This window comes from Leclercia sp. UBA5958, from assembly GCF_002430365.1.
GTDB classification, from domain to species: Bacteria; Pseudomonadota; Gammaproteobacteria; order Enterobacterales; family Enterobacteriaceae; genus Enterobacter; species Enterobacter pneumoniae.
In genome coordinates, this window is record NZ_DJCE01000004.1 from 184068 (window position 1) to 209381 (window position 25314).

Consider the following 25314-nt stretch of genomic DNA (forward strand, 5'->3'; position numbering starts at 1 on the left):
GATATTCGGCACTTAAGCCGTTAAATACTTTTGTCTTTCTCTTATTTCTTCGCCAGTTCCTGGTTCAACATCCAGAGTTCCCGGCGCTCTTCGCTGCTTAAACCGTGTGTGCGCTCGTGAGCAATTAACTCTTCCTGGCGCAGTTCAAGCATCGAATCAAACATATGGTTGAGCGAATCGGTGAAGGTCTCTTCAGCGATATCCTTATCTGCTATATCGTCCCACATCGACAATTTTTCAAGGGTTGCGGCCGCTTTTGTGCCGCGATAGTGCTCTAAAAGTTGCCCGGTGGTCAGACCTGGCTGTGACAGACAAGTGTTGACCAATTCTGAAAATAAGCCAAGTCCAGGCAACTTATCGTGGTCCAGACCCGCCAGCGACGGCACTTTGGGCGCCAGCTCAGGGTTCTGTACCAGCAGTCCTATCAGTATACGCATGGTTGTGCGTTTTAGCTGCGGAGCGGCACGTGCCGTGCCGTTATCGGCCTGTTTTGGCATTAAACGTTCAAGCTGGCTGTCATCCAGTATGCCCAGCTTTTTGCCCAGCTCCTGACGCAGATAGATGCGCAACGTTTCGCCCGGTACCTGAGTAATCAGCGGCAGGGCCAGCGTACTCAACTGCGCACGGCCATCCGGCGTGCTCAAATCTACCTGCGGCATCAGGCTGTTAAAGAGAAACGTGGAGAGCGGCTGTGCCTGCTCCATCCGCGCTTCAAATGCTGCTTTACCCTCTTTACGCACCAGCGTATCCGGGTCTTCCCCGTCGGGCAGGAACATAAAGCGTAGCTGCCGCCCGTCGGTCATATACGGCAGCGCGGTTTCCAGTGCGCGCCAGGCGGCATCGCGTCCCGCGCGATCGCCGTCGTAACAGCAGATGACGTTATTGGTCACCCGGAACAACAGCTGAATATGGTCAGCCGTAGTGGAGGTGCCCAGCGACGCGACGGCATAGTTGATGTCGTATTGCGCCAGGGCGACCACGTCCATATAGCCTTCGACCACCAGCAGGCGCGGCGGTTCAGCGTTATCTTGCTGCGCTTCATAAAGGCCATACAGCTGGCGGCCCTTATGGAAAATGTCAGTTTCCGGGGAGTTCAGGTACTTTGGCAGGGCATCGCCCAGCACGCGGCCACCAAAACCAATGACCCGGCCACGCTTGTCGCGAATGGGGAACATCACCCGCTCGCGGAAGCGGTCGTAGCTGCGTCCCTGGTCATTCGTGACCAGCATGCCCGCATCGATAAGCGATTTACGATCTTCGCTATTGCCGCCAAAACGCTTTAACACGTTATCCCAGCCGGGCGGGGCGAAACCAATAGCGAAACGCGCAATGACATCGTCGCTCAGACCGCGCTTGTTCAGATACTGACGCGCAGGCTCAGCGGCAGGTTGCTTCAGAGACTGTTGGTAAAACGAATTCAGACCTTCCAGCAGTTGATAGAGGCTTTGCCGTTGATGGCGCTCTATCTGGCTTGGGCCAGAGCCTGCTTCATAAGGCACTTCAAGGTTGTGCATGGCGGCCAGCTCTTCGACGGTTTCAACAAACTCGAGCTTGTCGTAGTTCATCAAAAAGTCGACGGCATTGCCGTGTGCGCCGCAACCGAAGCAGTGGTAAAACTGTTTCTCACCGTTTACGGTGAAAGAGGGGGTTTTTTCGTTATGGAACGGACAGCACGCATGGTAGTTCTTGCCCTGCTTTTTGAGCTTTACCCGCGCGTCGATGAGATCGACGATGTCGGTTCTTGCCAGCAGGTCATTGATGAAAACGCGTGGGATTCGTCCAGCCATATGCCCCGTGAATTTTTAGCTACTCATAAACGAAAACAAGCCGCGCATTCCTTACGGAAGCACGGCCTTACGACTATTACTCTGTCTGTCAATTGAGGGCCGTTGCCCTCAACAGATTAGTACAGACGAGTACGGCGTGCGTTTTCGCGAGCCAGTTTCTTCGCGTGACGTTTCACAGCAGAAGCTTTAGCGCGCTTACGTTCGGTCGTTGGTTTTTCATAGAACTCACGACGACGAACTTCAGCCAGAACACCTGCTTTCTCGCATGAACGCTTGAAGCGACGCAGTGCTACGTCGAACGGCTCGTTTTCACGTACTTTAATTACCGGCATGTAACTCTCACCTTTAATAAATTCGGTTTGCCGCTGGCATCAACGCCAGCTTATTTCAAAATGGTGCGGAATTTTACTGCAATTGCTGCTGCTTTGTAAAGCACCGATGCGATTTTGAAATGGGACTTTTATAAGGGTGGGGAGTATACACGAACTCAACGCCAGGGGTGAGGAAAGTTTTACATCAACCCGCATTGGCCCTACACTGCGCGGTATTGAAACGAGGTAAAACAAGTCATGCGTGTACTCGGTATTGAAACATCCTGCGATGAAACCGGCATCGCCATTTACGACGACGAAAAAGGGCTGCTTGCCAACCAACTGTATAGTCAGGTGAAATTACACGCTGACTACGGCGGTGTGGTACCTGAACTGGCCTCCCGCGACCATGTGCGCAAAACGGTGCCCCTGATCCAGGCGGCGCTGAAAGAGGCCGGCTTAACGGCGAAAGAGATCGACGCCGTCGGTTACACCGCAGGGCCTGGCCTGGTGGGTGCGCTGCTGGTCGGTGCCACCGTTGGGCGCGCGCTGGCGTTCGCCTGGGACGTGCCTGCCATTCCTGTTCACCATATGGAAGGCCACCTTCTGGCGCCGATGCTGGAAGATAACCCGCCGGAATTCCCCTTTGTGGCGCTGCTGGTTTCCGGCGGGCATACCCAGTTGATTAGCGTGACGGGCATTGGTGAGTATGCCCTGCTGGGCGAATCCATTGACGATGCGGCCGGTGAGGCCTTCGATAAAACCGCCAAGCTGCTGGGGCTCGACTATCCGGGGGGGCCGATGCTCTCTAAACTCGCCTCGCAGGGAACGGAAGGGCGCTTTGTCTTCCCCCGTCCGATGACCGACCGTCCGGGTCTGGATTTCAGCTTCTCCGGTCTGAAGACCTTTGCTGCCAACACCATTCGTAACAACGGCAACGACGATCAAACCCGGGCGGACATTGCCCGTGCGTTTGAAGATGCGGTGGTGGATACCCTGATGATCAAGTGTAAACGCGCTCTGGATCAGACCGGTTTTAAACGTCTGGTGATGGCGGGGGGCGTGAGCGCCAACCGCACGCTGCGCACGAAGCTGGCAGAGATGATGCAAAAACGCCGTGGCGAGGTGTTCTACGCTCGCCCCGAGTTTTGTACCGATAACGGGGCGATGATCGCTTACGCCGGCCTGGTGCGTCTGAAAGCGGGCGCGACGGCAGATTTAGCCGTCTCTGTGCGTCCACGCTGGCCGCTGGCAGAGCTGCCTGCGGCGTAACGCCTCTCCCTCTCCCCGCGGGGAGAGGGAAATATCCCCATCCCGCGTTACTACACCCGCAACATCCCTTTCTCTTCCAGAAACGCAATAATCGTTGCCAGGCCGTCGCCGGCTTTCAGGTTGGTAAAGGTCCACGGACGCTCGCCGCGCATGCGGTTGGTATCGCGCTCCATCACCTCCAGTGAGGCCCCGACATAGGGCGCCAGATCCGTTTTATTGATGACCAGAAAATCGGATTTGGTGATCCCCGGCCCGCCTTTACGGGGGATTTTTTCCCCTTCGGCCACGTCGATGACGTAAATGGTCAGATCGGCCAGTTCCGGGCTGAAGGTGGCGCTCAGGTTATCGCCGCCGCTTTCGACGAAGATCACGTCCAGGTTGCCAAACTTCTCGCTCAACGCTTCTACCGCCGCCAGGTTCATCGAGGCATCTTCACGAATGGCAGTATGCGGACAGCCGCCGGTCTCTACGCCCACGATGCGCTCAGGCTCCAGGGCACCAGCTTCGGTCAGGATGCGCTGATCTTCTTTGGTGTAGATATCGTTAGTGACCACCGCCAGGTGATACGTGTCGCGCATGGCTTTACACAGCGCTTCCAGCAGGGCGGTTTTACCCGACCCCACCGGGCCACCCACGCCCACGCGCAGGGGATGTTTGTAATCAGACATAGACAATCCTCAGGAACGGAATAACCGTGAATATTGTGTTTCATGACGCGCCGAGGCGATGGCCGACAGGGGCGTCGCGGCACCCAGTTCATCATCGTGGCGCAGTAAAGCCTGTTCAAATCCTGCCGCGAAGCGATCGCTCAGTTCGATAATTAGCTGTTGCGCCGCCTGTTGCCCGAATGGCACCAGCTTGACGCCCGCCATCACCGCGCTCTCAATCCAGCTGTAACCCAGGCTCAGGGCCAGCTCGCGAGGAGGGATCGCCCAGCGAACGCCCAGCCATGCCATGCCGCAAAGCTGGCTTTGCATAAACAGCGGTTGCCAGTCTGGCGGGCAGTCCGGCTCCCAGCTCTTGATAAGCCGGGTGAAGGCGGCGCCGCGATTGCGCTCCTCTTCGCGCAGTTCACGCGTTTCGCGGCAGGCCAGCAGGTACGCCGTCCACCATTTTGCCTGGGCGATATCGTGCCGCTCGCAGGCGTGGCAGAGGCGGATAAACAGCGGTAAATCGGTGCAGAAAAAGCTCTGCTCCATCTGCTGTATCTGCCAACGGCGGAATGCGTCGACGGTCGTCACCCAGCCCGCTTCGGCCGCCCACTCCAGCCCCTGGGACCAGGTAAACGACCCCACCGGCAGACTACTGCTGGAGAGCTGCATCAGCCGCAGCCGCTGGCGGGCGTTCTCCATCAGCTCATCAGCGCCAGCAGCGCAGAGGCGATAAGTCCGCCGCCCAGCGTTTTACGGATCCCGTCATGACGGCGCAGCAGCAGGCCTGCGCCGAAGCTCAGGCACAGCACCGCCGCGCTGGCGAGCATAAAGCCAGAGGTAAAGAGCCAGAAGCTGTGGCCCGCCATTTCCACGCCGTGCGCCCAGCCGTGGAACATAGCCAGCGCAGGCACCGCCAGCAGCAGTCGGTTCTCTGTTTTAAACATCATCACGCCGCATACCGCCAGCGAGGCGACAATCAGCGTCTCCATCCCGCTAAAGCCGCCGAACAGGCTGCCCGCAAAGGCGCCGGTGAGCATCATGCCGAGGGTGGCGAGCGGCATCAGCAGCTTACGGCCGCTGAGGGCAGAGAGGACGCCAGCGCCGGTCAGCATCAGCAGGTGATCGAGACCGGTCAGCGGATGGAAAAAGCCCGCCTGAAAGCTATCCGCGCCGTGCCCCGGATGGGCGAGGGCGGGAAGGGAAAAGGCCAGCAATAACAGAGGAAGGTACGTACGCATGACAGATCCTTAATGTGAATGAGCGTGAGAGTGGCTATGGCTGTGAGCATCGCTGGCATACGCCCCGGCTTCCGGTTCAAACGGCAGCGTGGCAAACGTCACCTCAAGGCCGAGCAGCCGCACCATGTCGTCGAGGACATGATCGTGGTGATAGCGCAGCTCGCCGGGCATGATTTGCAGCGGCACGTGGCGGTTGCCCAGGTGATAGCAGGCGCGGGCAAGCAGGAAAGGATCGGCGCAACGCACCACCGAAACGGACTCCGGGGCGGCAATCACTTCAATAATTTCGCTGCCGTCTTCCGTTGCCAGCATGTCGCCGCCGCGAAGCAGCAGGCCGCGCGGCAACATGAGCCCCGCTTCGCGACCATCGTTCAACGTGACGCGGGCGCGGCTTTTGACGCGGATATCAATCGGCAGCGTCACGCTGGTGGTGACGCGATGGGCGTGATCAAGGCGTTGGGTTAAGGTGATCATCTTGGCTCCTCAGAACAGGAAATAGCGTTGCGCCATCGGCAGGATCTCTGCCGGTTCGCTGGTTATCAGCTCGCCGTCCACGCGCACCTCGTAAGTTTGCGCATCGACGGTAATGTTGGGTTGCAGGCCGTTGTGGATCATGTCGGCCTTCTTCACGCTGCGACAGCCCCGCACCACGGCGGTGGTGCTTTGCAGGTTCAACTGCCGGGCAATGCCCTGCGCCTCTGCCGCCTGCGAAATAAAGGTCAGGCGGGTAGCGTGACGGGCGGCCCCCAGCGCGCCGAACATCGGGCGGTAGTGCACGGGTTGCGGCGTAGGGATAGAGGCATTGATATCGCCCATCGGGGCGCAGGCGATCATCCCGCCTTTCACAATGGTCGCGGGTTTTACGCCAAAGAATGCCGGAGACCAGACCACCAGATCCGCCAGTTTGCCCGCTTCGATGGAGCCGACTTCGTGGGCGATACCATGGGTCAGCGCCGGATTAATGGTGTATTTGGCGACGTAGCGCTTCACGCGGAAGTTATCGTTATCACCGCTCTCTTCCGGCAGCGCGCCGCGCTGTACTTTCATCCGGTGGGCGACCTGCCAGGTGCGGATAATCACTTCGCCCACGCGGCCCATCGCCTGCGAGTCGGACGAGGTGAGCGAGAAGGCACCGATATCATGCAGCACATCTTCGGCGGCGATGGTCTCCCGGCGGATGCGCGATTCGGCAAAAGCCACGTCCTCGGCGATGTCCGGGTCAAGGTGGTGGCACACCATCAGCATGTCGAGATGCTCATCGATGGTATTCACTGTATAGGGCAGCGTCGGGTTGGTGGAGGAGGGGAGAATGTTCGGATGCGCGCAGGCGGTAATGATATCCGGCGCGTGACCGCCGCCCGCCCCTTCGGTGTGGAAGGTGTGAATGGTACGCCCGCCAATCGCCGCCAGGGTATCTTCCACAAAGCCGGATTCATTCAGCGTGTCGCTGTGCAGGGCCACCTGTATATCCATCTCTTCGGCCACCTCCAGCGAACAGTTGATGGCCGCCGGCGTCGCCCCCCAGTCTTCGTGGATCTTCAGCCCGATGGCACCCGCTGCAATCTGCTCGCGCAGCGCGTCGGGATTAGAGCCGTTACCTTTGCCCAGCAGGCCAATATTGACCGGCAATGTATCGGCCGCCTGCAGCATGCGGGCGATATACCAGGGGCCCGGTGTACAGGTGGTGGCGTTTGTGCCCGCTGCCGGGCCGGTGCCGCCGCCGATCATGGTGGTGACGCCGGAGACCAGCGCCTCTTCCGCCTGCTGCGGGCAGATCCAGTGAATGTGGGTGTCGATCCCGCCGGCGGTCACGATCTTCCCTTCGGCGGCGATTACCTCCGTCGCGGCGCCGATGGGGATAGTCACGCCGGGTTGAATATCCGGGTTACCGGCTTTGCCCACGGCGAAGATCCGGCCATGTTTGACGCCGATATCGGCTTTCACGATCCCCCAGTGATCGACGATCAGCGCGTTGGTCAGAACCAGATCCACACAATCTTGCGCGGTCATCTGCCCCTGGCCCATGCCGTCGCGGATCACTTTCCCGCCGCCAAATTTCACCTCTTCGCCGTACACGGTGAGATCTTTTTCCACCTCGATCCACAGCCCGGTGTCCGCCAGCCGGACCTTGTCGCCGGTGGTGGGGCCAAACATGTCGGCGTAGGCCTGACGCGAAATCTCAGCCATGCTTCACCTCGCCCATCACCTCGCCGCGAAAGCCAAAAATACGCTGCGCACCCGCCACCTGGACCAGCGTCACTTCGCGCTTCTGGCCGGGTTCGAAGCGCACGGCGGTGCCAGCCGGGATATCCAGGCGGTAGCCTCTCGTGGCCTCACGATCGAATTTTAACGCCGGGTTGACCTCGTAGAAGTGGTAGTGCGATCCCACCTGAATAGGGCGATCGCCATGGTTTTCGACCACCACGCGTTGGGTCTCGCGGGCCACGTTGAGGGCGATCTGCCCTGGTTTGATCTGATACTCGCCTGGGATCATTGCGCGCTCCTTAGACGATGGGGTTGTGAACGGTGACCAGCTTGGAGCCGTCCGGGAAGGTCGCCTCCACCTGAATATCCGGGATCATCTCCGGTACCCCTTCCATCACCTGCGAGCGGGTGAGGACATGACGTCCAGCCTCCATCAGCTCCGCCACGGTCTGCCCGTCGCGCGCGCCTTCCATAATGAAGGCGCTAATCAGCGCGACCGATTCCGGATAGTTGAGTTTGACGCCGCGGGCGAGACGGCGCTCTGCCACAAGCGCGGCGGTGAATAACAACAGTTTGTCTTTTTCTCTGGGGGTCAGTTCCATAGGGGCTCTCTCAGGTCTGCCAGATCCGGGGTGAATGGGGCGCTTTGGCGGTTAAGTGCGGGCGCAGATGCTGCCAGATATCGCGCATCACCCGCTGGCAAATCAGGTTATCGTGCGAGAGAAAACGCACCGACAGCAAACCATCCGTGAGGGTGGCGCCGGCAAAATGGTTCAGCTCTGCCAGCAGGCTTCGCGTTTCCTCCAGGTGGCTCTCATTTGCCGGATAGAAAAGCAGCGTGCCGAGCCACGGATGGCCCGCCACCGGCGAGAGGTCGCCGTCGGCCAGGTGCTGGCGTTCAATCAACAGCGGTTCGCCATCGCGCCACACTTCCAGTCGACTCTCGAGCGTGCCGTGGCTAAAGGTTTCATCAATGACCGGGCGGCCCAGGCAGTAAAGCTCCCACGCCAGCAGCGTGCTGGTGGCATGCAGATGGAATACCGAGCGCAGCGCGGCGTTGGCGCCGGGGAAGAAAATCGTGTCCTGGGGTAGCCACTCAAGCGTGGCGTTTTCGTCCAGCCAGAAGTGCTGAGCCAGCCGCGCCTGCGGCCCGCTGCTGCGGTAGAACTTACTGGCGCCCGGCATGGTGATCAGCGCATGGCTGTTGGCATCCAGTCGAATTGAAATATCCAGTTCATCGCCTCCGACAATCCCGCCAGGGGGGTGAAGCAGGTAGAGATGGCAGGTGTTGTCTTCCGGATAAAAGGGGCGCTGAACGGTAAGGGGGCCGACGTGACGGGCAGAGTGGAGGAGGGTCTTTTCCGGCGTATGACGAAACGCTAAAGCCAGCGAGGCGCGCCAGCCTTTATACGTATTATCAGCCACCTGGGTTGCTAACATGGTTCGTCCATCTGCTCGTCGTCGGGTTCCAGGTCAGTATGCCCTGGCGCAAATGAACCCTGTCATATGAGTCGCTTATGGATGGCGGGGGATGAAAAAGAAAAAGCACGGCCGGGGCCGTGCTCTCAAACGCGTGTTATGGCTTATTTCAGATGTTCATGCAGCGCTGCGCCCGCCTGCTGCAAGGCAACTTTCACCGTTGGCTCTTCGCTCAGCGGATTCAGCAGGCCATAGTCATGGATCATACCGTTGTAGCGGGTAACGGTGACCGGCACGCCTGCGGCATCGAGTTTACGGCCAAACGCTTCACCCTCGTCGCGCAGCACATCCAGCTCCGCGGTCTGAATCAGGGTTTGCGGGAAGCCTTTCAGCTGTTCAGTGCTGGCACGCAGCGGCGAAGCGAGAATCGAATTACGGTCAGCCGCGTTCGTGGTGTAGTTATCCCAGAACCATTTCATCATGTTTTTTGACAGGAAATAGCCGTTCTCAAACTGGTTATAAGAGGCGGTATCGAAGTTTGCATCGGTAACCGGCCACAGCATTACGTTATAGCGGATTTTCGGCCCTTTAAACTGTTTTGCCTGCAGCGCCACGGAGGCCACCATGTTGCCACCCACGCTATTACCGACCAGACCCAGACGGCTGCCATCCACACCAATTTCCTGACCGTGCTCTGCTACCCATTTTGTCGCTTCATAGGCCTGATTGATGGCTACCGGGAAGTGCGCCTCAGGTGACGGGGTGTAATCCACATAGACCGCAGCCGCACCGGATGCCCGCACCAGATCGCGGATCAAACGTTCGTGGGTTGGGTAATCACCCAGTACCCAGCCGCCGCCATGGAAGAACATAAACACCGGCAGCGTGCCGGTCGCACCTTCAGGTTTAACGATGGTCAGTTTGATCGCCTGCCCGTTGGCCTGGATGGTTTTCTGCGAAACCTGCGCCGGTGGCAGTTTTGCCCCCTGCTGGGCGCCAATCAGTACCTGGCGTGCTTCCTGCGGGGTCATTTGCTCCATCGGCTTACCGTTACCGCTATTCAGGACGTTCAGAAACGCCTGCACACCAGCAGTGGGGGCCGGAGTATTAACAGGCTGCGCGGAGGCCACAGCGGATGCGAAGACGGAAGAAACCAGGATTGCGGATAATGTTTTCATGGTGAAGCCTCTGTATGTGTCGTTAAGGTTGTTTGTCACTAACTAGGTAGTGCGCTATTTAATTTGTGCTATAATACTTGCGCGCAAGATACTTTTAGTCAAACATTATTTATACTTTTTTTAGAAAGATTTGCGTGATGGGAGTTAAAAATGAAAGAAAACAAAACGTTAGATGGCTTGCTCTGTTTTTCGTTGTACTCGGTAACCAACGCCCTGATCCGCCAGTACCGGCCCTTACTCAATGAACTGGATCTCACCTATCCGCAGTTCGTGGTGCTGATGGCCCTCTTTGAGCAGGATAATATTCCGCTGCGTGACCTCAGTGAAAAGACGTTATTTGATTCGGGTACTCTGACCCCGTTGGTACAAAAGCTTGAAGCGAAAGGCTTTTTGAAACGCGTTGCGGTGGTGGGAGATGAACGGATGAAAAACGTCGTGCTAACCGAAAAAGCGGATGCGCTGAAAGCGCAAATTATGGGCTTGCCGGACCAGATGCGCTGTAGCATGCGTATGAACGATGAGGAGCTGGCGACGTTGAGACAGCTCGCCAGAAATCTGCTGGAGGATTTATAGCCCATGATGGCGGGGACGTTGCGCCCCCGCCAGTGCCTTACCTTTAGCGGTAATCTTCGGCGTCCACATCGTACCCGGAGGGCTCCCAGCGGATCGCCAGCAGCGACGCCAGACCAATAAATGGCGCCAGGGCAATCACCCAGAAGACAGCGGTATCCAGCGAGGCCACCAGCAGCGGGAACATAAACAGCGATAACGTCGAACTGCTGCGCATCAGAGTCTGATTAAGTCCAACACCCACGCCGCGCAGTGAGGTCGGATAGCTCAGCGAGGCAAAGGTCATGGTATGCGCGCCGGGGCCAAACCCCTGGCCGAACAGGAACAGCGCCAGCATCGCCACGGCAGTCACCCCTTCAGCGGCACCATCCGGTCGACCAATCAACGCCAGTCCGAGCAAGGCGACAAGCTGGCAAGCGTAGCCCGCCAGCGACATCCGCCATGCGCCGAAGCGCGGCACATAACGTACCGCCAGCAGCCCGCCCACAAAGGCAAACAGCAGGTTGAGCGCCAGCGAGATCAGAATCGTTGTTAGCATCGACTGCACAAAGAAGCTGGAGATGATCACCGGCAGACCGAAGGCGACGGCGTTGTAGGCAAAAGAGGAGACCACGGAGAGCAGCGTCGCCAGGGTGGTACGCCGTAAATAGCGACCGCGGAACAGGTTCAGGTAGTTTGACCATTTGGCCTTGTTCACCACCGGGGCCGGCTGGTTAAGCACCTCCTGTGGCACATGGGCGTTAATGTTATACGACTGCCGCAGGATAGACGCGGCCTCCTTCAGCTTGCCCTGGTTCGCCGCCCAGACCGGGGATTCGCTCATATAGCGGCTACGAATCGCAATAATTACCAGCGCAGGCACCGCGCCAAAGCCGAGGATTAAGCGCCAGAGCCAGTCGCTATGGCTTTCGGGCAGTACGGCATAGAAGAAGAGCACCAGCAGATACGAAATACTGATTGCGGCGTACCAGGTAGGGCACCACATCGCCACGCTGGACGCTTTGTTGCCCGGACCTTTAAGCCTGGCGAACTCGCTGAGAAACGCCATCGCGACGGGGAGATCGATCCCCACCCCCAGGCCCATCACAAAGCGGGCCCCTGCCAGCACGTATTCATTGGGGGCGAGGGCGCAGGCGATGGCTGCGACCACAAAGAAGACCATGTCGGCCATAAAGACGCGGTAGCGCCCGATTTTATCAGTGAGATAACCCCCGAGGAGCGCCCCGACAATGGCGCCAAAGGTGATGGCCGATGCCACCATCCCGGTACCGGCCGGAGTGAGATTGAATTCGCGGGTGATATCTTTGATGCCAAACGCCAGCGCACCCAGATCGTACGCATCGAGGAAAATGCCACCCAGTGCGATGCCGACCACGATACGGGCGTTAGCTCTGCCTTGTGATCCCGCATTGACCAGACGTGAAACGTCTGCCGCGCTACGAACCCACCTGATGTCACCATCCGGGGCATGTCCTGCCGTTGAAAGCGGAGTTGTATCTGAAATGTCTGCCATTTTTCTTTTTGTGTCGTTGTGGTGTGTCTCTTAGAGTTACCACAGGCAGAAAGTGATAAATATCACATTTGGTTATAAGACATAACCTGAAGAGAGCGTGACCCGCCAGGCCCGTTTACGCAGCGCGTCGCCGGGCAAAAAGAGGAGAGAGAAATTACTCAGGCTCTCTCTTTTTTCGTTTGAATTTGGTCCAGATTTTGGTCTCCTGACGACGCCACAAGCGCTGAATATTATCGTGATGGCGCAGCAGGATAAGGCAGGAGAGCATCGAAACCGGGAAGGTAAACTGGGGTTTAAACCACCAGACGTAGAAGGGCGCAATCAGTGCGCTGACAATCGCACCCAGTGAAGAGTAACCGCTCAGCAATACGCTCAGCAGCCAGGTGCCCGCCATGACGCCGGTGAGATCCCAGCCGATAGGGGCAATCGCCCCGAAGGCGGTGGCCACGCCTTTGCCGCCTTTAAAACCGAAGAAGACAGGCCAGATATGGCCCAGACAGGCGGCAATAGCAATCAGTCCCAGCCAGAACGGCGTCACGCCCAATGCGTATGCGCCCCAGACGGGCAACATGCCTTTCAGGACGTCGAAAATCAACACCGCTACGGCTGCTCCTTTGCCGCCAATTCGTAGTACATTGGTCGCCCCCGGATTTCCGGAGCCACTCTCACGTGGATCGGGAAGCCCGGCAAGACGGCAGACCAGAATGGCGCTGGAAATTGAGCCGCAAAGGTAGGCGAGGAGGATCATTCCAGGCGCGATTGCACTCATAACGCTGTTCCGTTTTGAAAATGTCGTTTTGTACTCAGCATCTGTGGATAATACGCATAATTCGCCGGGAGTGGTATCTGGTTAAGTCAAAAAGCAGGCAGGTCGTGATGGATATTGTATTTATAGAGCAACTTTCGGTAATCACCACTATTGGTGTTTACGACTGGGAACAGACCATCGAACAGAAGCTGGTGTTCGATATCGAAATGGGCTGGGATAACCGTGCCGCAGCGAAAAGCGATGACGTGAATGACTGCTTAAGTTATGCCGATATCAGCGAGGCGGTGGTAAACCATGTTGAAGGGCAACGTTTTGCGCTGGTCGAGCGCGTGGCGGAAGAGGTGGCGAGCCTGTTGTTAAGCCGCTTTAACTCCCCCTGGGTGCGCATCAAACTCAGCAAACCGGGCGCCGTGGCGCGTGCTGCCAACGTTGGCGTGGTGATCGAGCGTAGCCAAAATCTTAAAGGCGATAATTAACTTCATAATTACTAAACCATTTCCGGTTAAACCGGTCTTAAAGCTGTAGCTTTCGCGGCTGCCCGTAGGGTAGGCCGTTTTTACTATAATTTTTAGGGGTTTATTTGATGAGCGATATGCACTCGCTGTTGATAGCGGCAATACTGGGTGTGGTCGAAGGATTGACGGAGTTTTTGCCGGTTTCCAGTACCGGACACATGATTATCGTGGGTCACCTGCTGGGCTTTGAGGGCGAAACGGCAAAAACCTTCGAAGTGGTTATTCAGTTGGGTTCCATTCTCGCCGTGGTGGTGATGTTCTGGCGCCGTCTGTTCGGCCTGATTGGCATTCACTTTGGCCGCCCACCGCAGCATGAAGGCGAGGGCAAAGGTCGTCTCACATTGATTCATATTCTGCTTGGTATGGCGCCCGCCGTGGTGCTGGGCCTGATTTTCCACGACACCATCAAATCGCTCTTCAACCCCATTAACGTGATGTACGCGCTGGTGGTGGGTGGCGTGCTGCTGATTGCGGCAGAACTACTGAAGCCAAAAGAGCCGCGCGCGCCGGGTCTGGATGATATGACTTACCGCCAGGCGTTTATGATTGGCTGCTTCCAGTGTCTGGCATTGTGGCCGGGCTTCTCCCGCTCCGGGGCGACCATTTCCGGCGGTATGCTGATGGGCGTGAGCCGCTATGCGGCATCGGAGTTCTCGTTCCTGCTGGCGGTGCCGATGATGATGGGTGCCACCGCGCTGGATCTCTATAAGAGCTTCCACTTCCTGACGGTGGGCGACATCCCGATGTTTGCCGTCGGCTTCGTGACGGCGTTCCTCGTGGCGCTGGTGGCGATCAAAACCTTCCTCCAGCTCATCAAGCGCATCTCCTTTATTCCGTTCGCCATCTACCGCTTTATCGTCGCGGCAGCGGTGTACGTGGTCTTCTTCTGATGACCGGTTGCCCTCACTCTTTTGGCTGAGGGCAACGCTTTTCCTTCCATTCTGACACTGCCTGAATACGCCTTTTCGTTAACTCTTCGCGAATTTCTGCGCCCTTAAATCCTGCCTCCACGACCGCTTTGGTCGGCACCGCTTTCGCCACATCCCAGGCTTCACGGAGTAACCGACCCTGCGGGTAGTCGTTGGCCTCAAACCCGGTGCGCCCACGTACGTCCGCTTCGCTGGTAAGGGCGATCTGCTCCACGCGTACGGGCTTGCGCCAGGCGTCGATGCTGTCGAAAAGCTTCACGATGGTGGCCGGTTTCAGGATCGGGAAGGTGTGGATCAGGTCATGGAATTCGGCGACCAGCTTCGCTAAATCGCGCAGTTCGTTCGGTACGCGCAGACGCTGGCAGAGCCCGGCGACCAGCTTCACGCCCGCCGGACCATGGCCGTGATGCCGTGGCCACAACGCTTTTGGCGTGAGTCCTTTTCCCAGGTCGTGACAGAGCGTGGCAAAGCGCACATCCACCGTCGGGCTCAGCATCGCCGCCATGCTCAGGGTCATCAGGGTATGGATGCCGGTATCGATTTCCGGGTGCCACTTCGCTGGCGCAGGCACCCCAAAGAGGGCGTCAATTTCCGGGAAGAGCACCTTCAGGGCGCCGCAATCGCGCAGCACCTGGAAAAAGACCTGCGGGTTGCGGGTAGAGAGCGCATTTTCCGTCTCTTTCCAGACGCGCTCCGCCGTCAAATGCTCCAGCTCGCCTGCGGCGGTCATGGCCGTCATTAAGGCCATGGTCTCGTCGGCAATGCGGAAGCTGAGGTGGGCGTAGCGTGCGGCAAAGCGCGCGACGCGCAGAACGCGCAGCGGGTCTTCTGAAAACGCAGGGGAGACATGGCGCAGCAGGCGGTTTTTCAAATCCTCCTGGCCGCCGTAAGCATCCACGATGGTGCCGTCATCATTACGCGCGAGGGCATTGATAGTGAGATCGCGGCGAAGCAGATCTTGCTCCAGGGTGACGTCCGGTGCGGCATAGCAGGTAAACCCGGTATAGCCGGAGCCAGATTTTCGCTCCGTACGCGCCAGGGCATACTCTTCGTGAGAGTGGGGATGAAGGAATACGGGAAAATCGCGGCCTACCTGCTGGTAGCCCGCGTCAAGCATCTGCTGGGGGGTGGCGCCCACCACCACCCAGTCTTTATCTTTGACCGGCAGACCTAACAACGCATCGCGAACCGCACCACCGACCAGATAAATCTTCACGCCTTACACTCCCGCATCCATTTTTCACAAAATAATACGTTAGTGTGGCAGAGAAGACGATTTAGTTCATCCAGCGATCTTTACGCTTACGGCTCGGTATCAGGTGAGGCAGCACCAGACCCAACAGCAGGCCTACGCCCAGCACGCCGCCGCCATACATAAACCACTGCATGATGATGGTGCGCTGTTTGTCGTCAAGCTGCAGGTTCGCGGCGTTGACCTTCTTCTGCGCGACGATCAGCTCGTTCTTGAGCTTCTGGTTCTCTTCTTTCAGGCCGTTAATCACGCTATCGCTCTGCGAGACCTTCTGCTGCATCTCGGCGGTGCGCTGGTTCCAGGTGGTGTCGATATTATTTAGCTTATCGGTCAGGGTCTTAACCTGATTTTCCAGATCCGGTACACGGGTACGCAGGCTGGGGTTAGTGCTAAGCTCTTTCAACGGGATCCACGCCGTACGGCCGCTGCTGTCGCGCACCTGGCCGTAGTTGGTATCCGCATTGGTCTGTAACAGAGAGACTTCCTCGCCGGCATTGACGGTGCCCACGAGACGATAATGGTCGCCCGGGCCGCTGCGTACCCAGGTGTTGAGTTCATCAGAAACGTAGCGTTTCTCTTCCGCGTGCACCGCAGTGGCGGCGCTGAAAGCGAGGAAAGTGAGTCCAATCAGGCGTAATTTAAGCATCATTAGTCGTTATTTACATAAAAAGTGGAACGATAGTAGAGGTTACGATGCTTCCACGCAAAAGATTCGTCAGCATTCAGAATCATCTGTGTACCGTAACGCACTGCGTCTAACCTTTACGCCCGTCAAATTGCTCATTGCGTGGCAATCTGGCGCAAAATACTATCTACTGACAAAAAAGTGATGAGTAAGTTCGCTGTAATTTACCCCGCTGTGACGCAACCAGAAGATCGAGGCCATGGCTCAGGAAATCGAATTAAAATTTATCGTCGAAAATGACAGCGTTGATGCGCTGCGTACCCGCCTTCACCAGTTGACCGCTGAACATCATCAGCCGGTGGAGTTACTTAACATCTATTACGAAACGCCGGATAACTGGCTGCGCCGCCACGATATGGGCCTGCGCATCCGTGGTGCCAGCGGGCGCTATGAGATGACGATGAAAATCGCCGGTCGCGTGGTGGGCGGTTTGCATCAACGTCCTGAATACAACATCGACATTGAAAAGCCTGAACTGGCGCTGGATCGCTTCCCGGCTGAGGTCTGGCCGGAAGGGGGATTACCCGCCTCGCTTGCCGCCGAGGTGAGCCCCCTGTTCAGCACCAATTTCATGCGCGAGAAGTGGCTGGTGAATGAAGGCAACAGCCGCATTGAGATTGCCCTCGACCTCGGGGAAGTGAAGGCCGGTGAACTGCAGGAACCCCTTTGCGAGCTGGAGCTGGAGCTGCTGGAAGGCGATGCCGAAGATGTGCTGAAACTGGCGCGTAAGCTGGTAAGCCAGCCGGGTCTGCGTCAGGGAAGCCTGAGCAAAGCCGCGCGCGGCTATCACCTGGCGGCAGGTAACGCCCCACGCACCCGCAAACCGACGCCAATTCTGAAGGTTCCGGCCAAATCCTCCGTGGAGAAGGGCTTTGAAGCGGCACTGGAACTGGCCCTCAGCCAGTGGCAGTACCATGAAGAGCTGTGGGTACGCGGCGTGAAAGACGCCAAAGCAGACGTGCTGGCGGCAATAAGCCTGGTGCGCCATACCCTGGCGCTGTTTGGCGGTATCGTTCCGCGTAAAGCCAGTGCTCGCTTACGCGATCTGCTTACCCAGACCGAGACCCTGATGGCAACCGAGGTCTCTGCCCAGACGGCCGCGTACAGCGCGCAAAACGCCACGGCTAAACTGGCGTTGACCGAGTTTCTGGTGACCCATGGCTGGCGCAATTTCCTGGATGCCAAAGCGCAGGCCAAAATTGACGACTCATTTAAACGCTTTGCTGATATTCACCTTTCCCGTCACGCGGCGGAACTGAAAGCGGCGTTCGCCCAGCCGCTGGGCGACCAGTATGGCGATCAGCTGGTCCGACTGGCGCGTGATATCGACAGCATATTGCTGCTGGCTGGCGCCTATGATGGCCCCGTCGCCCATGCCTGGCTGGAGAACTGGCAGGGGTTGCAGCATGCCATTAAGACCCGTCAGCGTATTGAGATTGAACATTTCCGTAATGAGTCCATTTCGCAGGAGCCATTCTGGCTGCACAGCGGAAAACGTTAACGCAGGCAAGGAACCCCAATCATGCCGCTTTCCTCCCAGTTACAGCAGCAGTGGCAGACGGTGTGTGAACGTCTGCCGGCGTCGTTACCCGCCTCCTCCCTGAGCGAGCAGGCGCAGCAGGTGCTGACCTTTAGCGATTTTGTGCAGGAGAGTATTTCTGCGCATCCCGACTGGCTGGTGGAACTTGAAACCTCGCCACCCCAGGCGGAAGAGTGGCGGGAGTATGCCGCCTGGCTGCACGCTGCGCTGGCAGAGGTGACCGACGAGGCTGCGCTGATGCGCGTGCTGCGTCAGTTCCGCCGTCAGGTGATGGTGCGCATCGCCTGGGCGCAGGCGCTGTCACTGGTGAGCGAAGAGAGCACGTTACAGCAGCTGAGTGCCCTGGCGGAGACCTTAATCGTCGCCGCCCGCGACTGGCTGTACGAGGCGTGCTGTAAAGAGTGGGGAACCCCCTGTAATGACGAAGGCATCCCGCAGCCCTTGATGATTCTGGGGATGGGGAAGCTGGGCGGCGGCGAGCTGAACTTCTCTTCGGATATTGATCTGATCTTTGCCTGGCCGGAGAAAGGGGCGACCCGTGGAGGGCGCCGCGAGCTGGATAATGCTCAATTTTTCACGCGTCTGGGTCAGCGGCTTATCAAAGCGCTGGATCAGCCGACTCAGGACGGCTTTGTCTATCGGGTGGATATGCGTTTGCGCCCCTTTGGCGACAGCGGCCCGCTGGTGCTGAGCTATGCCGCGCTGGAAGATTATTACCAGGAGCAGGGGCGCGACTGGGAACGCTACGCGATGGTAAAAGCGCGGATCATGGGCGATAACGACGATGTCTACGCTGGTGAGTTACGCGCCATGCTGCGCCCGTTTGTCTTCCGTCGTTATATCGACTTCAGCGTAATTCAGTCGCTGCGAAACATGAAAGGGATGATAGCCCGGGAAGTGCGGCGTCGTGGACTGCGGGATAACATCAAGCTCGGCGCGGGCGGTATCCGGGAAATCGAATTTATTGTTCAGGTCTTCCAGTTGATTCGCGGTGGGCGCGAGCCGTCGCTGCAATCCCGCTCTCTGCTGCCCACCCTGGCGGCGATTGCGCAGCTGAATCTGCTGCCGGAAGGGGATGCGCAGACGCTGCGTGAGGCCTACCTCTTTTTGCGTCGGCTTGAGAATCTGCTGCAAAGTATCAACGACGAGCAGACGCAGACTCTGCCGGGCGACGATCTCAATCGCGCGCGCCTCGCCTGGGGCATGCGGATGGACGACTGGCAAAGCCTTACCGACCAGCTCGATCGGCACATGGCCGCGGTGCGGCATATCTTTAATGAACTGATTGGCGATGACGAAAGCGAATCACAAGAGGATGAACTCTCTGAGCACTGGCGCGAGCTGTGGCAGGATGCGCTGGAAGAGGACGACACCACCCCGGTACTGGCGCACCTGAGCGATGAAGATCGTCACCGGGTCGTGGCGCTGATTGCCGATTTCCGCCTGGAGATGAACAGGCGCGCCATCGGCCCTCGCGGGCGCCAGGTGCTGGATCATCTTATGCCGCATCTGCTGAGTGAAGTCTGCCCCCGCGCGGATGCCCCGATCCCCCTTTCGCGTTTGACGCCGCTGCTAACCGGCATTATTACCCGTACCACTTATCTGGAGCTGCTGAGCGAATTTCCCGGCGCGCTTAAGCACCTGATCACCCTCTGTGCCGCCTCGCCCATGGTGGCCAATAAGCTGGCGCGTTATCCGTTGTTACTGGATGAGCTGCTTGATCCCAATACCCTTTATCAGCCGACGGCGACGGACGCCTATCGCGACGAGCTGCGCCAATATCTGCTGCGCGTACCGGAAGAGGACGAAGAGCAGCAGCTCGAGGCGCTGCGCCAGTTCAAGCAGGCGCAGATGTTGCGCGTCTCGGCTGCCGATATCGCTGAAACGCTGCCGGTCATGAAAGTGAGTGACCATTTAACCTGGCTGGCGGAAGCGATTATTGATGCGGTGGTACAGCAGGCATGGGTGCAGATGGTGGCGCGCTACGGGCAGCCGAAGCACCTGGCCGATCGGGAAGGCCGCGGTTTTGCGGTAGTGGGGTATGGCAAGCTGGGCGGCTGGGAGCTGGGATACAGCTCCGATCTGGATCTGATCTTCCTGCACGACTGCCCGGTGGACGTAATGACCGACGGCGAGCGGGAAATCGACGGGCGACAGTTCTATTTGCGGCTGGCTCAGCGCATCATGCACCTCTTTAGCACCCGCACCTCATCAGGGATCCTCTATGAGGTGGATGCGCGACTGCGTCCCTCTGGTGCGGCGGGCATGTTGGTCACCTCGACCGAATCCTTTGCCGACTATCAGCAAAACGAAGCCTGGACGTGGGAGCATCAGGCGCTGGTGCGCGCCCGGGTGGTGTATGGCGATCCGCAGTTAACCGCGCAATTCGACACCATTCGTCGGGATGTGCTTACCACCCCGCGCGAGGGCGAGACCCTACAAACTGAAGTGCGTGAAATGCGCGACAAGATGCGTTCGCATCTTGGCAATAAGCACCGGGATCGCTTCGATATCAAGGCCGATGAGGGCGGGATCACCGATATTGAGTTTATTACGCAATATCTGGTACTGCGTCACGCGCACCTGAAACCAAAGCTGACCCGCTGGTCGGATAACGTGCGCATTCTGGAACTGCTGGCGCAAAACGACATCATGGATGAAGCGGAGTCGCTGGCGTTAACCCGGGCTTACACCACGCTACGTGATGAGTTGCACCATCTGGCATTGCAAGAGCAGCCTGGCCATGTGGCGCCAGAGTGCTTCGCGGCAGAGCGAGAGCTTGTGCGGGCCAGCTGGCAGAAGTGGCTGGTGGAACCGTGCGTAACAAAACAAGTGTGATATTATCGCGCGCAAATTGTGAATCTTTCTGGAGTCAGGAATGAAAGTAACACTGCCAAAGTTTGAACGGGCTGGCGTGATGGTTGTGGGCGATGTGATGCTGGATCGCTACTGGTACGGACCCACCAGCCGCATCTCCCCGGAAGCGCCGGTACCGGTGGTGAAGGTTGATACCATTGAGGAGCGTCCTGGCGGCGCGGCAAACGTGGCGATGAACATTGCCTCCCTCGGCGCGCATTCGCGTCTGGTTGGGCTGACAGGTATTGATGATGCGGCGCGTGCCCTGAGCAAAACGCTGGCCGACGTGAACGTCAAATGTGATTTCGTTTCTGTGCCTACCCATCCCACCATTACCAAGCTGCGCGTGCTATCGCGTAACCAGCAGCTGATCCGTCTCGACTTTGAAGAGGGGTTTGAGGGGGTAGATCCGCAACCGCTGCACGAGCGCATCAACCAGGCGCTGGGCAACATTGGCGCGCTGGTGCTCTCTGACTACGCCAAAGGGGCGCTGGCGAGCGTACAGCAGATGATTCAGCTGGCGCGTAAAGCCAATGTGCCTGTGCTGATCGACCCGAAAGGGACAGACTTCGAACGCTATCGTGGTGCCACGCTGCTGACGCCTAACCTCTCTGAGTTTGAGGCGGTGGCGGGCAAGTGCAAAAACGAAGCTGAGCTGGTAGAGCGCGGCATGAAGATCATCGCCGATTTCGAACTTTCTGCGCTGCTGGTGACCCGTTCCGAACAGGGGATGAGCCTGCTGCAGCCCGGCAAAGCGCCGCTGCATATGCCAACCCAGGCCCAGGAAGTCTATGACGTGACCGGTGCGGGCGATACGGTGATTGGCGTGCTGGCGGCGACGCTTGCGGCGGGCAATACCCTGGAAGAGGCGTGTTACTTTGCCAACGCCGCGGCAGGCGTGGTGGTGGGTAAACTGGGCACCTCTACCGTCTCGCCGGTTGAGCTGGAAAACGCCGTGCGTGGCCGCGCAGAGACGGGCTTCGGCGTAATGACCGAAGACGAGCTTAAAGACGCCGTTGCCGCAGCCCGTAAGCGGGGCGAAAAGGTGGTGATGACCAATGGCGTGTTCGACATTCTGCATGCCGGCCACGTCTCCTATCTGGCCAACGCGCGCAAGCTGGGCGATCGCCTGATTGTGGCGGTCAACAGCGATGCCTCGACAAAACGTCTGAAGGGCGAGACCCGTCCGGTCAATCCGCTGGAACAGCGCATGATTGTACTGGGTGCGCTGGAGGCGGTGGACTGGGTGGTGTCGTTTGAAGAGGACACGCCGCAGCGCCTGATTGCCGGTATCCTGCCCGATCTGCTGGTGAAAGGCGGTGATTATAAGCCAGAGCAGATCGCCGGTAGCGAAGAGGTATGGGCTAACGGCGGCGAAGTGATGGTGCTGAACTTTGAAGATGGCTGTTCAACGACGAACATCATCAAAAAGATACAGAAAGATAGTGAATAAAAAAACGGGCCTGATGGCCCGTTTTTTTATACCTGATCGTCGACCGGTGGAATAGCCGGGGCCGGTTTCACTTCCGCAGGGGTATTGCGGTTTTCCAGCTCTGTCAGACGTTGCTCAAGCAGGGCGATTTTTTCGCGGGTACGCAACAGCACCTGAGTCTGGACGTCAAACTCTTCGCGGCTCACCAGATCCAGACGCATCAGCTGCGATTGCAGGATCTGACGGATCTTCTTCTCTACATCGTCACCAAAATCACGAATGCCTTTCGGCATGGATTCATGGACCTGACGGGCAATCTGTTCAATTTTTTTCGGGTCAATCATTGTCGTTTCCCTTGATGAAAAGGTGTTAATGACCATTGTAGCGCGTAACGCGGATCCATAAACCAGATTTGTATGAAGCTAATGCGTTGCCGAACATAATCATTAGCGTTATAGTTATCTCGCTTATTCTCAGGGCGGGGCGAAATTCCCCACCGGCGGTAAATCAACCTTACGTTGAAAGCCCGCGAGCGCTTCAGGTGTGAGCCTGAAGGTCAGCAGATCCGGTGTAATTCCGGGGCCGACGGTTAAAGTCCGGATGGGAGAGAGTAACGATCAAGTCGGGCGAGGCCCGCTCACGTTATTTTTTTGCCGCTTTGCGGCGCTCCTAAGACTGCCCTGATTCTGGTAACCATAATTTTAATGAGGTTTATTTACCATGAATCAGACGCTACTTTCCTCTTTTGGTACCCCTGTCGAACGTATCGAACAGGCTCTAACCGCCCTTCGTGAAGGTCGCGGTGTGATGGTGCTTGACGATGAAGATCGTGAAAACGAAGGTGATATGATTTTCGCCGCCGAAACCATGACCGTTGAGCAGATGGCGCTGACCATTCGCCACGGCAGTGGGATTGTCTGCCTGTGTCTTAACGAAGAGCGCCGTAAGCAGCTGGATCTGCCAATGATGGTAGAAAACAACACCAGCGCCTTCGGCACCGGCTTTACGGTAACCATCGAAGCAGCCCACGGCGTGACCACTGGCGTGTCTGCTGCCGACCGTATTACGACCGTTCGTGCCGCCATTGCCGACGGCGCAAAACCTTCCGATCTGAACCGTCCGGGCCACGTCTTCCCGCTGCGCGCGCAGCCGGGCGGCGTTCTGACCCGCGGTGGTCACACAGAAGCAACCATCGATCTGGTGACTCTGGCAGGCTTCAAGCCAGCCGGCGTGCTCTGTGAACTGACCAACGACGACGGCAGCATGGCGCGCGCGCCAGAGTGCATCGACTTTGCCGTGAAGCACAACATGGCCGTTGTCACCATCGAAGATCTGGTGGCCTATCGTCAGGCGCATGAGCGTAAAGCCAGCTAATTGAATGAAAAACGCCGGGTTAACCCGGCGTTTTTTTTATCCTATCCCTGCGGTTTGTAGCAGGACCAGACTTAGCCCCATCACCGACATGCCGCAGAGCACGCCATAGCTCGGGTTATTGTTAGGATCGATCTCTTTTGCCAGCGGCATGAGTTCATCCACGGACAACGCCACCATAATCCCCGCGACCGCAGCCATGATGGCCGCCATGACTACCGGTGAAATCAGGCTTCCCAGAATCAGCCATGCCAGCACGCCGCCAAGAATCTCTGCCATACCGGAGATCCCGGCCCAGAATACCGCTTTACGTTTAGAGCCCGTGGCGGCATAGACCGGTCCGGCCACCGCCAGACCTTCAGGAATATTGTGCAATGCCACGGCCAGCGCGATACCAAAGCCCAGCTCAAGATTATTGCTGGCGGTAACGTAGGTGGCGACCCCTTCCGGGAAGTTATGCAGGCTGATGCCCAGCGTCAGCAGCACGGCGGTACGTTTGATATTGCCCGGCAGCGGTTTCGCCCCCTTTTGCATCAGATCCTGCGGATGCGCATGGGGCAGCATCCGGTCCAGCGCAAAGTAACCCAGCAGGCCGAAGACAAACATGCCATAGCCCAGCACCGGCGACATGCCCTCGGTGCCCAGCGCGGCGGGCAGCATCTCCATGAGTGATATCAGCAGCATAATGCCCGCGGCAAAGCCGAGGGAGAAGGCCAGCACGCGGTTAGACGGTTTCTGGCCCAGCACGCCGAGAATCGCACCAATAAACGTGGCGGCGCCTGCAAGTATGGTCAGAAGCAAGGGTACTGACATGTCTCTCTCCTTTTGATAACGATTCTCATTAATATTAAGGGCTAAAAGCGGGCAAAGCGAGAGGGCCGCTACGCCTTTACCATTCCCTTACATTCAAATTTCCTGAAGATCATCATCATGCTTATCCGGGTTCATCTTAGCGCGATAGCGCGTAATGTGATGCTATTAAATCGACATCTTATGTAAGGATATCACCATGACTGCTTCTCGTATGCCAGCGCTGTTTTTGGGGCACGGTAGCCCGATGAACGTGCTGGAAGATAACGTCTATACCCGCGCATGGCGTCATCTGGGCGAGACCTTACCGCGTCCGAAGGCTATCGTGGTGGTGTCCGCCCACTGGTTCACCCGCGGTACTGGCGTGACCGCGATGGAAGCGCCGAAAACGATCCACGATTTTGGCGGTTTTCCACAGGCATTATATGACACGCACTACCCGGCGCCGGGTTCGCCCGAGCTGGCGCAGGCGCTGGTTGAAAGGCTGGCGCCCGTCCCGGTGGCGCTGGATAAAGAGGCCTGGGGCTTTGACCATGGCTCCTGGGGCGTGCTTATTAAGATGTATCCGGATGCAGACATCCCCATGGTGCAGCTTAGCATCGACAGCACCAAACCGGCGGCCTGGCATCTGGAGATGGGGCGCAAGCTGGCAACATTGCGTGACGAGGGCATTATGCTGGTGGCCAGCGGTAATGTGGTGCACAACCTGCGTACCGCGCGCTGGCATGGCGAAAATACGCCCTATCCCTGGGCGACATCGTTCAACGATTTTGTAAAAGCGAATCTTCACTGGCAGGGGCCCGCCGGAGAGCATCCGCTGGCGAATTACCTGGAACACGAAGGCGGCTCGCTGTCGAATCCCACGGCTGAACATTTCTTGCCTCTGCTGTATGTGCTGGGGGCCTGGGATGGCGAAGAGCCGATAACGATCCCGGTCGACGGAATTGAGATGGGAAGCCTGAGCATGTTGTCGGTACAGGTGGGTTAAAACATGCCCGGTAGCGCAGGC

26 protein-coding genes and 1 riboswitch are annotated in these 25314 nt (G+C 57.9%); of the genes, 9 read left to right on the plus strand and 17 right to left on the minus strand.

Features of this window, described 5'->3' with window-relative positions; translation table 11 throughout:
* Nucleotides 1-41: 41 nt before the first annotated feature.
* Both dnaG and rpsU read right to left on the minus strand, forming a co-directional pair.
* The gene (gene dnaG / locus B2Q93_RS05375) at nucleotides 42-1787 is read right to left on the minus strand and encodes a DNA primase (RefSeq protein WP_286932110.1); all 1746 of its coding nucleotides are present in this window, start codon (nucleotides 1785-1787) and stop codon (nucleotides 42-44) included.
* A gap of 116 nt (nucleotides 1788-1903) precedes the next feature.
* Complete coding sequence (gene rpsU / locus B2Q93_RS05380) at nucleotides 1904-2119, minus strand: 30S ribosomal protein S21 (RefSeq protein ID WP_001144069.1); 216 nt, start codon at nucleotides 2117-2119, stop codon at nucleotides 1904-1906.
* A 237-nt stretch (nucleotides 2120-2356) separates the two neighbouring features.
* On the opposite strand from rpsU, the gene tsaD reads away from it, so the two are divergent.
* Nucleotides 2357-3370 carry a tRNA (adenosine(37)-N6)-threonylcarbamoyltransferase complex transferase subunit TsaD gene (tsaD, locus tag B2Q93_RS05385; RefSeq protein ID WP_286932124.1) on the plus strand — a complete coding sequence of 338 codons (1014 nt, stop codon included), beginning with the start codon at nucleotides 2357-2359 and terminating at the stop codon, nucleotides 3368-3370.
* A gap of 50 nt (nucleotides 3371-3420) precedes the next feature.
* Here the strand turns inward: tsaD and ureG are convergent, their stop codons facing one another.
* The 9 genes from ureG to B2Q93_RS05430 form a co-directional block, all read right to left on the minus strand.
* A complete protein-coding gene (ureG, locus tag B2Q93_RS05390) occupies nucleotides 3421-4038 on the minus strand; it encodes an urease accessory protein UreG (protein ID WP_046885831.1) in 618 nt (205 codons plus the stop codon).
* Nucleotides 4039-4047: 9 nt separating this feature from the next.
* Nucleotides 4048-4722, minus strand: coding sequence for an urease accessory protein UreF (locus tag B2Q93_RS05395; protein ID WP_286932126.1), 675 nt, complete (start codon nucleotides 4720-4722; stop codon nucleotides 4048-4050).
* Complete coding sequence (locus B2Q93_RS05400) at nucleotides 4722-5261, minus strand: HupE/UreJ family protein (protein WP_233800548.1); 540 nt, start codon at nucleotides 5259-5261, stop codon at nucleotides 4722-4724. The genes B2Q93_RS05395 and B2Q93_RS05400 overlap by 1 nt, the downstream gene beginning before the upstream one ends.
* A gap of 9 nt (nucleotides 5262-5270) precedes the next feature.
* Nucleotides 5271-5735 carry an urease accessory protein UreE gene (ureE, locus tag B2Q93_RS05405; protein ID WP_040073967.1) on the minus strand — a complete coding sequence of 155 codons (465 nt, stop codon included), beginning with the start codon at nucleotides 5733-5735 and terminating at the stop codon, nucleotides 5271-5273.
* Between the two features lie 9 nt (nucleotides 5736-5744).
* On the minus strand, nucleotides 5745-7448 hold the full coding sequence (ureC, locus tag B2Q93_RS05410; RefSeq protein WP_286932130.1) for an urease subunit alpha: 1704 nt from the start codon (nucleotides 7446-7448) through the stop codon (nucleotides 5745-5747).
* Nucleotides 7441-7755 carry an urease subunit beta gene (locus B2Q93_RS05415; RefSeq protein WP_046885835.1) on the minus strand — a complete coding sequence of 105 codons (315 nt, stop codon included), beginning with the start codon at nucleotides 7753-7755 and terminating at the stop codon, nucleotides 7441-7443. The genes ureC and B2Q93_RS05415 overlap by 8 nt, the downstream gene beginning before the upstream one ends.
* Before the next feature lie 10 nt (nucleotides 7756-7765).
* Nucleotides 7766-8068, minus strand: a complete 303-nt coding sequence (locus B2Q93_RS05420) for an urease subunit gamma (protein WP_040073970.1) — start codon at nucleotides 8066-8068, stop codon at nucleotides 7766-7768.
* Between the two features lie 10 nt (nucleotides 8069-8078).
* On the minus strand, nucleotides 8079-8906 hold the full coding sequence (locus B2Q93_RS05425) for an urease accessory protein UreD (protein WP_263616626.1): 828 nt from the start codon (nucleotides 8904-8906) through the stop codon (nucleotides 8079-8081).
* Between the two features lie 143 nt (nucleotides 8907-9049).
* Complete coding sequence (locus B2Q93_RS05430; protein WP_233800556.1) at nucleotides 9050-10063, minus strand: alpha/beta hydrolase; 1014 nt, start codon at nucleotides 10061-10063, stop codon at nucleotides 9050-9052.
* A gap of 150 nt (nucleotides 10064-10213) precedes the next feature.
* Between B2Q93_RS05430 and B2Q93_RS05435 the strand changes: the two genes are divergently transcribed.
* On the plus strand, nucleotides 10214-10636 hold the full coding sequence (locus B2Q93_RS05435) for a MarR family winged helix-turn-helix transcriptional regulator (protein WP_046885838.1): 423 nt from the start codon (nucleotides 10214-10216) through the stop codon (nucleotides 10634-10636).
* A gap of 43 nt (nucleotides 10637-10679) precedes the next feature.
* Here the strand turns inward: B2Q93_RS05435 and B2Q93_RS05440 are convergent, their stop codons facing one another.
* Nucleotides 10680-12146, minus strand: a complete 1467-nt coding sequence (locus B2Q93_RS05440; protein WP_040073974.1) for an MFS transporter — start codon at nucleotides 12144-12146, stop codon at nucleotides 10680-10682.
* Nucleotides 12147-12300: 154 nt separating this feature from the next.
* Nucleotides 12301-12915 carry a glycerol-3-phosphate 1-O-acyltransferase PlsY gene (plsY, locus tag B2Q93_RS05445; RefSeq protein ID WP_040073975.1) on the minus strand — a complete coding sequence of 205 codons (615 nt, stop codon included), beginning with the start codon at nucleotides 12913-12915 and terminating at the stop codon, nucleotides 12301-12303.
* Nucleotides 12916-13022: 107 nt separating this feature from the next.
* Here plsY and folB point away from each other — a divergent pair, with 107 nt between their 5' ends.
* Both folB and bacA read left to right on the plus strand, forming a co-directional pair.
* Nucleotides 13023-13391, plus strand: coding sequence for a bifunctional dihydroneopterin aldolase/7,8-dihydroneopterin epimerase (gene folB / locus B2Q93_RS05450; protein ID WP_040073976.1), 369 nt, complete (start codon nucleotides 13023-13025; stop codon nucleotides 13389-13391).
* A gap of 107 nt (nucleotides 13392-13498) precedes the next feature.
* Nucleotides 13499-14320, plus strand: a complete 822-nt coding sequence (gene bacA / locus B2Q93_RS05455) for an undecaprenyl-diphosphate phosphatase (protein WP_046885840.1) — start codon at nucleotides 13499-13501, stop codon at nucleotides 14318-14320.
* A gap of 13 nt (nucleotides 14321-14333) precedes the next feature.
* Here the strand turns inward: bacA and B2Q93_RS05460 are convergent, their stop codons facing one another.
* Nucleotides 14334-15575 (minus strand): multifunctional CCA addition/repair protein, encoded by a 1242-nt coding sequence (locus B2Q93_RS05460; protein ID WP_233800563.1) that lies wholly within the window; start codon nucleotides 15573-15575, stop codon nucleotides 14334-14336.
* 61 nt (nucleotides 15576-15636) lie between these two features.
* Entirely contained in the window at nucleotides 15637-16257 is a 621-nt protein-coding gene (locus tag B2Q93_RS05465) for a TIGR04211 family SH3 domain-containing protein (protein ID WP_046885842.1), read from the minus strand.
* A 238-nt stretch (nucleotides 16258-16495) separates the two neighbouring features.
* Between B2Q93_RS05465 and B2Q93_RS05470 the strand changes: the two genes are divergently transcribed.
* From B2Q93_RS05470 to hldE, 3 genes are read left to right on the plus strand one after another with little or no spacing between them, the layout of a single operon-like run.
* Complete coding sequence (locus B2Q93_RS05470) at nucleotides 16496-17797, plus strand: inorganic triphosphatase (protein WP_046885843.1); 1302 nt, start codon at nucleotides 16496-16498, stop codon at nucleotides 17795-17797.
* A gap of 18 nt (nucleotides 17798-17815) precedes the next feature.
* Entirely contained in the window at nucleotides 17816-20674 is a 2859-nt protein-coding gene (gene glnE / locus B2Q93_RS05475) for a bifunctional [glutamate--ammonia ligase]-adenylyl-L-tyrosine phosphorylase/[glutamate--ammonia-ligase] adenylyltransferase (RefSeq protein ID WP_154298864.1), read from the plus strand.
* Nucleotides 20675-20714: 40 nt separating this feature from the next.
* Nucleotides 20715-22145 (plus strand): bifunctional D-glycero-beta-D-manno-heptose-7-phosphate kinase/D-glycero-beta-D-manno-heptose 1-phosphate adenylyltransferase HldE, encoded by a 1431-nt coding sequence (gene hldE / locus B2Q93_RS05480; protein WP_046885845.1) that lies wholly within the window; start codon nucleotides 20715-20717, stop codon nucleotides 22143-22145.
* Between the two features lie 26 nt (nucleotides 22146-22171).
* Here the strand turns inward: hldE and ubiK are convergent, their stop codons facing one another.
* A complete protein-coding gene (ubiK, locus tag B2Q93_RS05485; protein ID WP_040073983.1) occupies nucleotides 22172-22468 on the minus strand; it encodes a ubiquinone biosynthesis accessory factor UbiK in 297 nt (98 codons plus the stop codon).
* A gap of 121 nt (nucleotides 22469-22589) precedes the next feature.
* A riboswitch (FMN riboswitch) is annotated at nucleotides 22590-22740 on the plus strand.
* A gap of 104 nt (nucleotides 22741-22844) precedes the next feature.
* On the opposite strand from ubiK, the gene ribB reads away from it, so the two are divergent.
* A complete protein-coding gene (gene ribB / locus B2Q93_RS05490; protein WP_046885846.1) occupies nucleotides 22845-23498 on the plus strand; it encodes a 3,4-dihydroxy-2-butanone-4-phosphate synthase in 654 nt (217 codons plus the stop codon).
* Between the two features lie 36 nt (nucleotides 23499-23534).
* On the opposite strand, the gene zupT is transcribed toward ribB, so the two are convergent.
* Entirely contained in the window at nucleotides 23535-24308 is a 774-nt protein-coding gene (gene zupT, locus B2Q93_RS05495; protein WP_046885847.1) for a zinc transporter ZupT, read from the minus strand.
* 196 nt (nucleotides 24309-24504) lie between these two features.
* Here zupT and ygiD point away from each other — a divergent pair, with 196 nt between their 5' ends.
* Complete coding sequence (gene ygiD / locus B2Q93_RS05500) at nucleotides 24505-25293, plus strand: 4,5-DOPA dioxygenase extradiol (RefSeq protein WP_046885848.1); 789 nt, start codon at nucleotides 24505-24507, stop codon at nucleotides 25291-25293.
* Nucleotides 25294-25314: the final 21 nt, after the last annotated feature.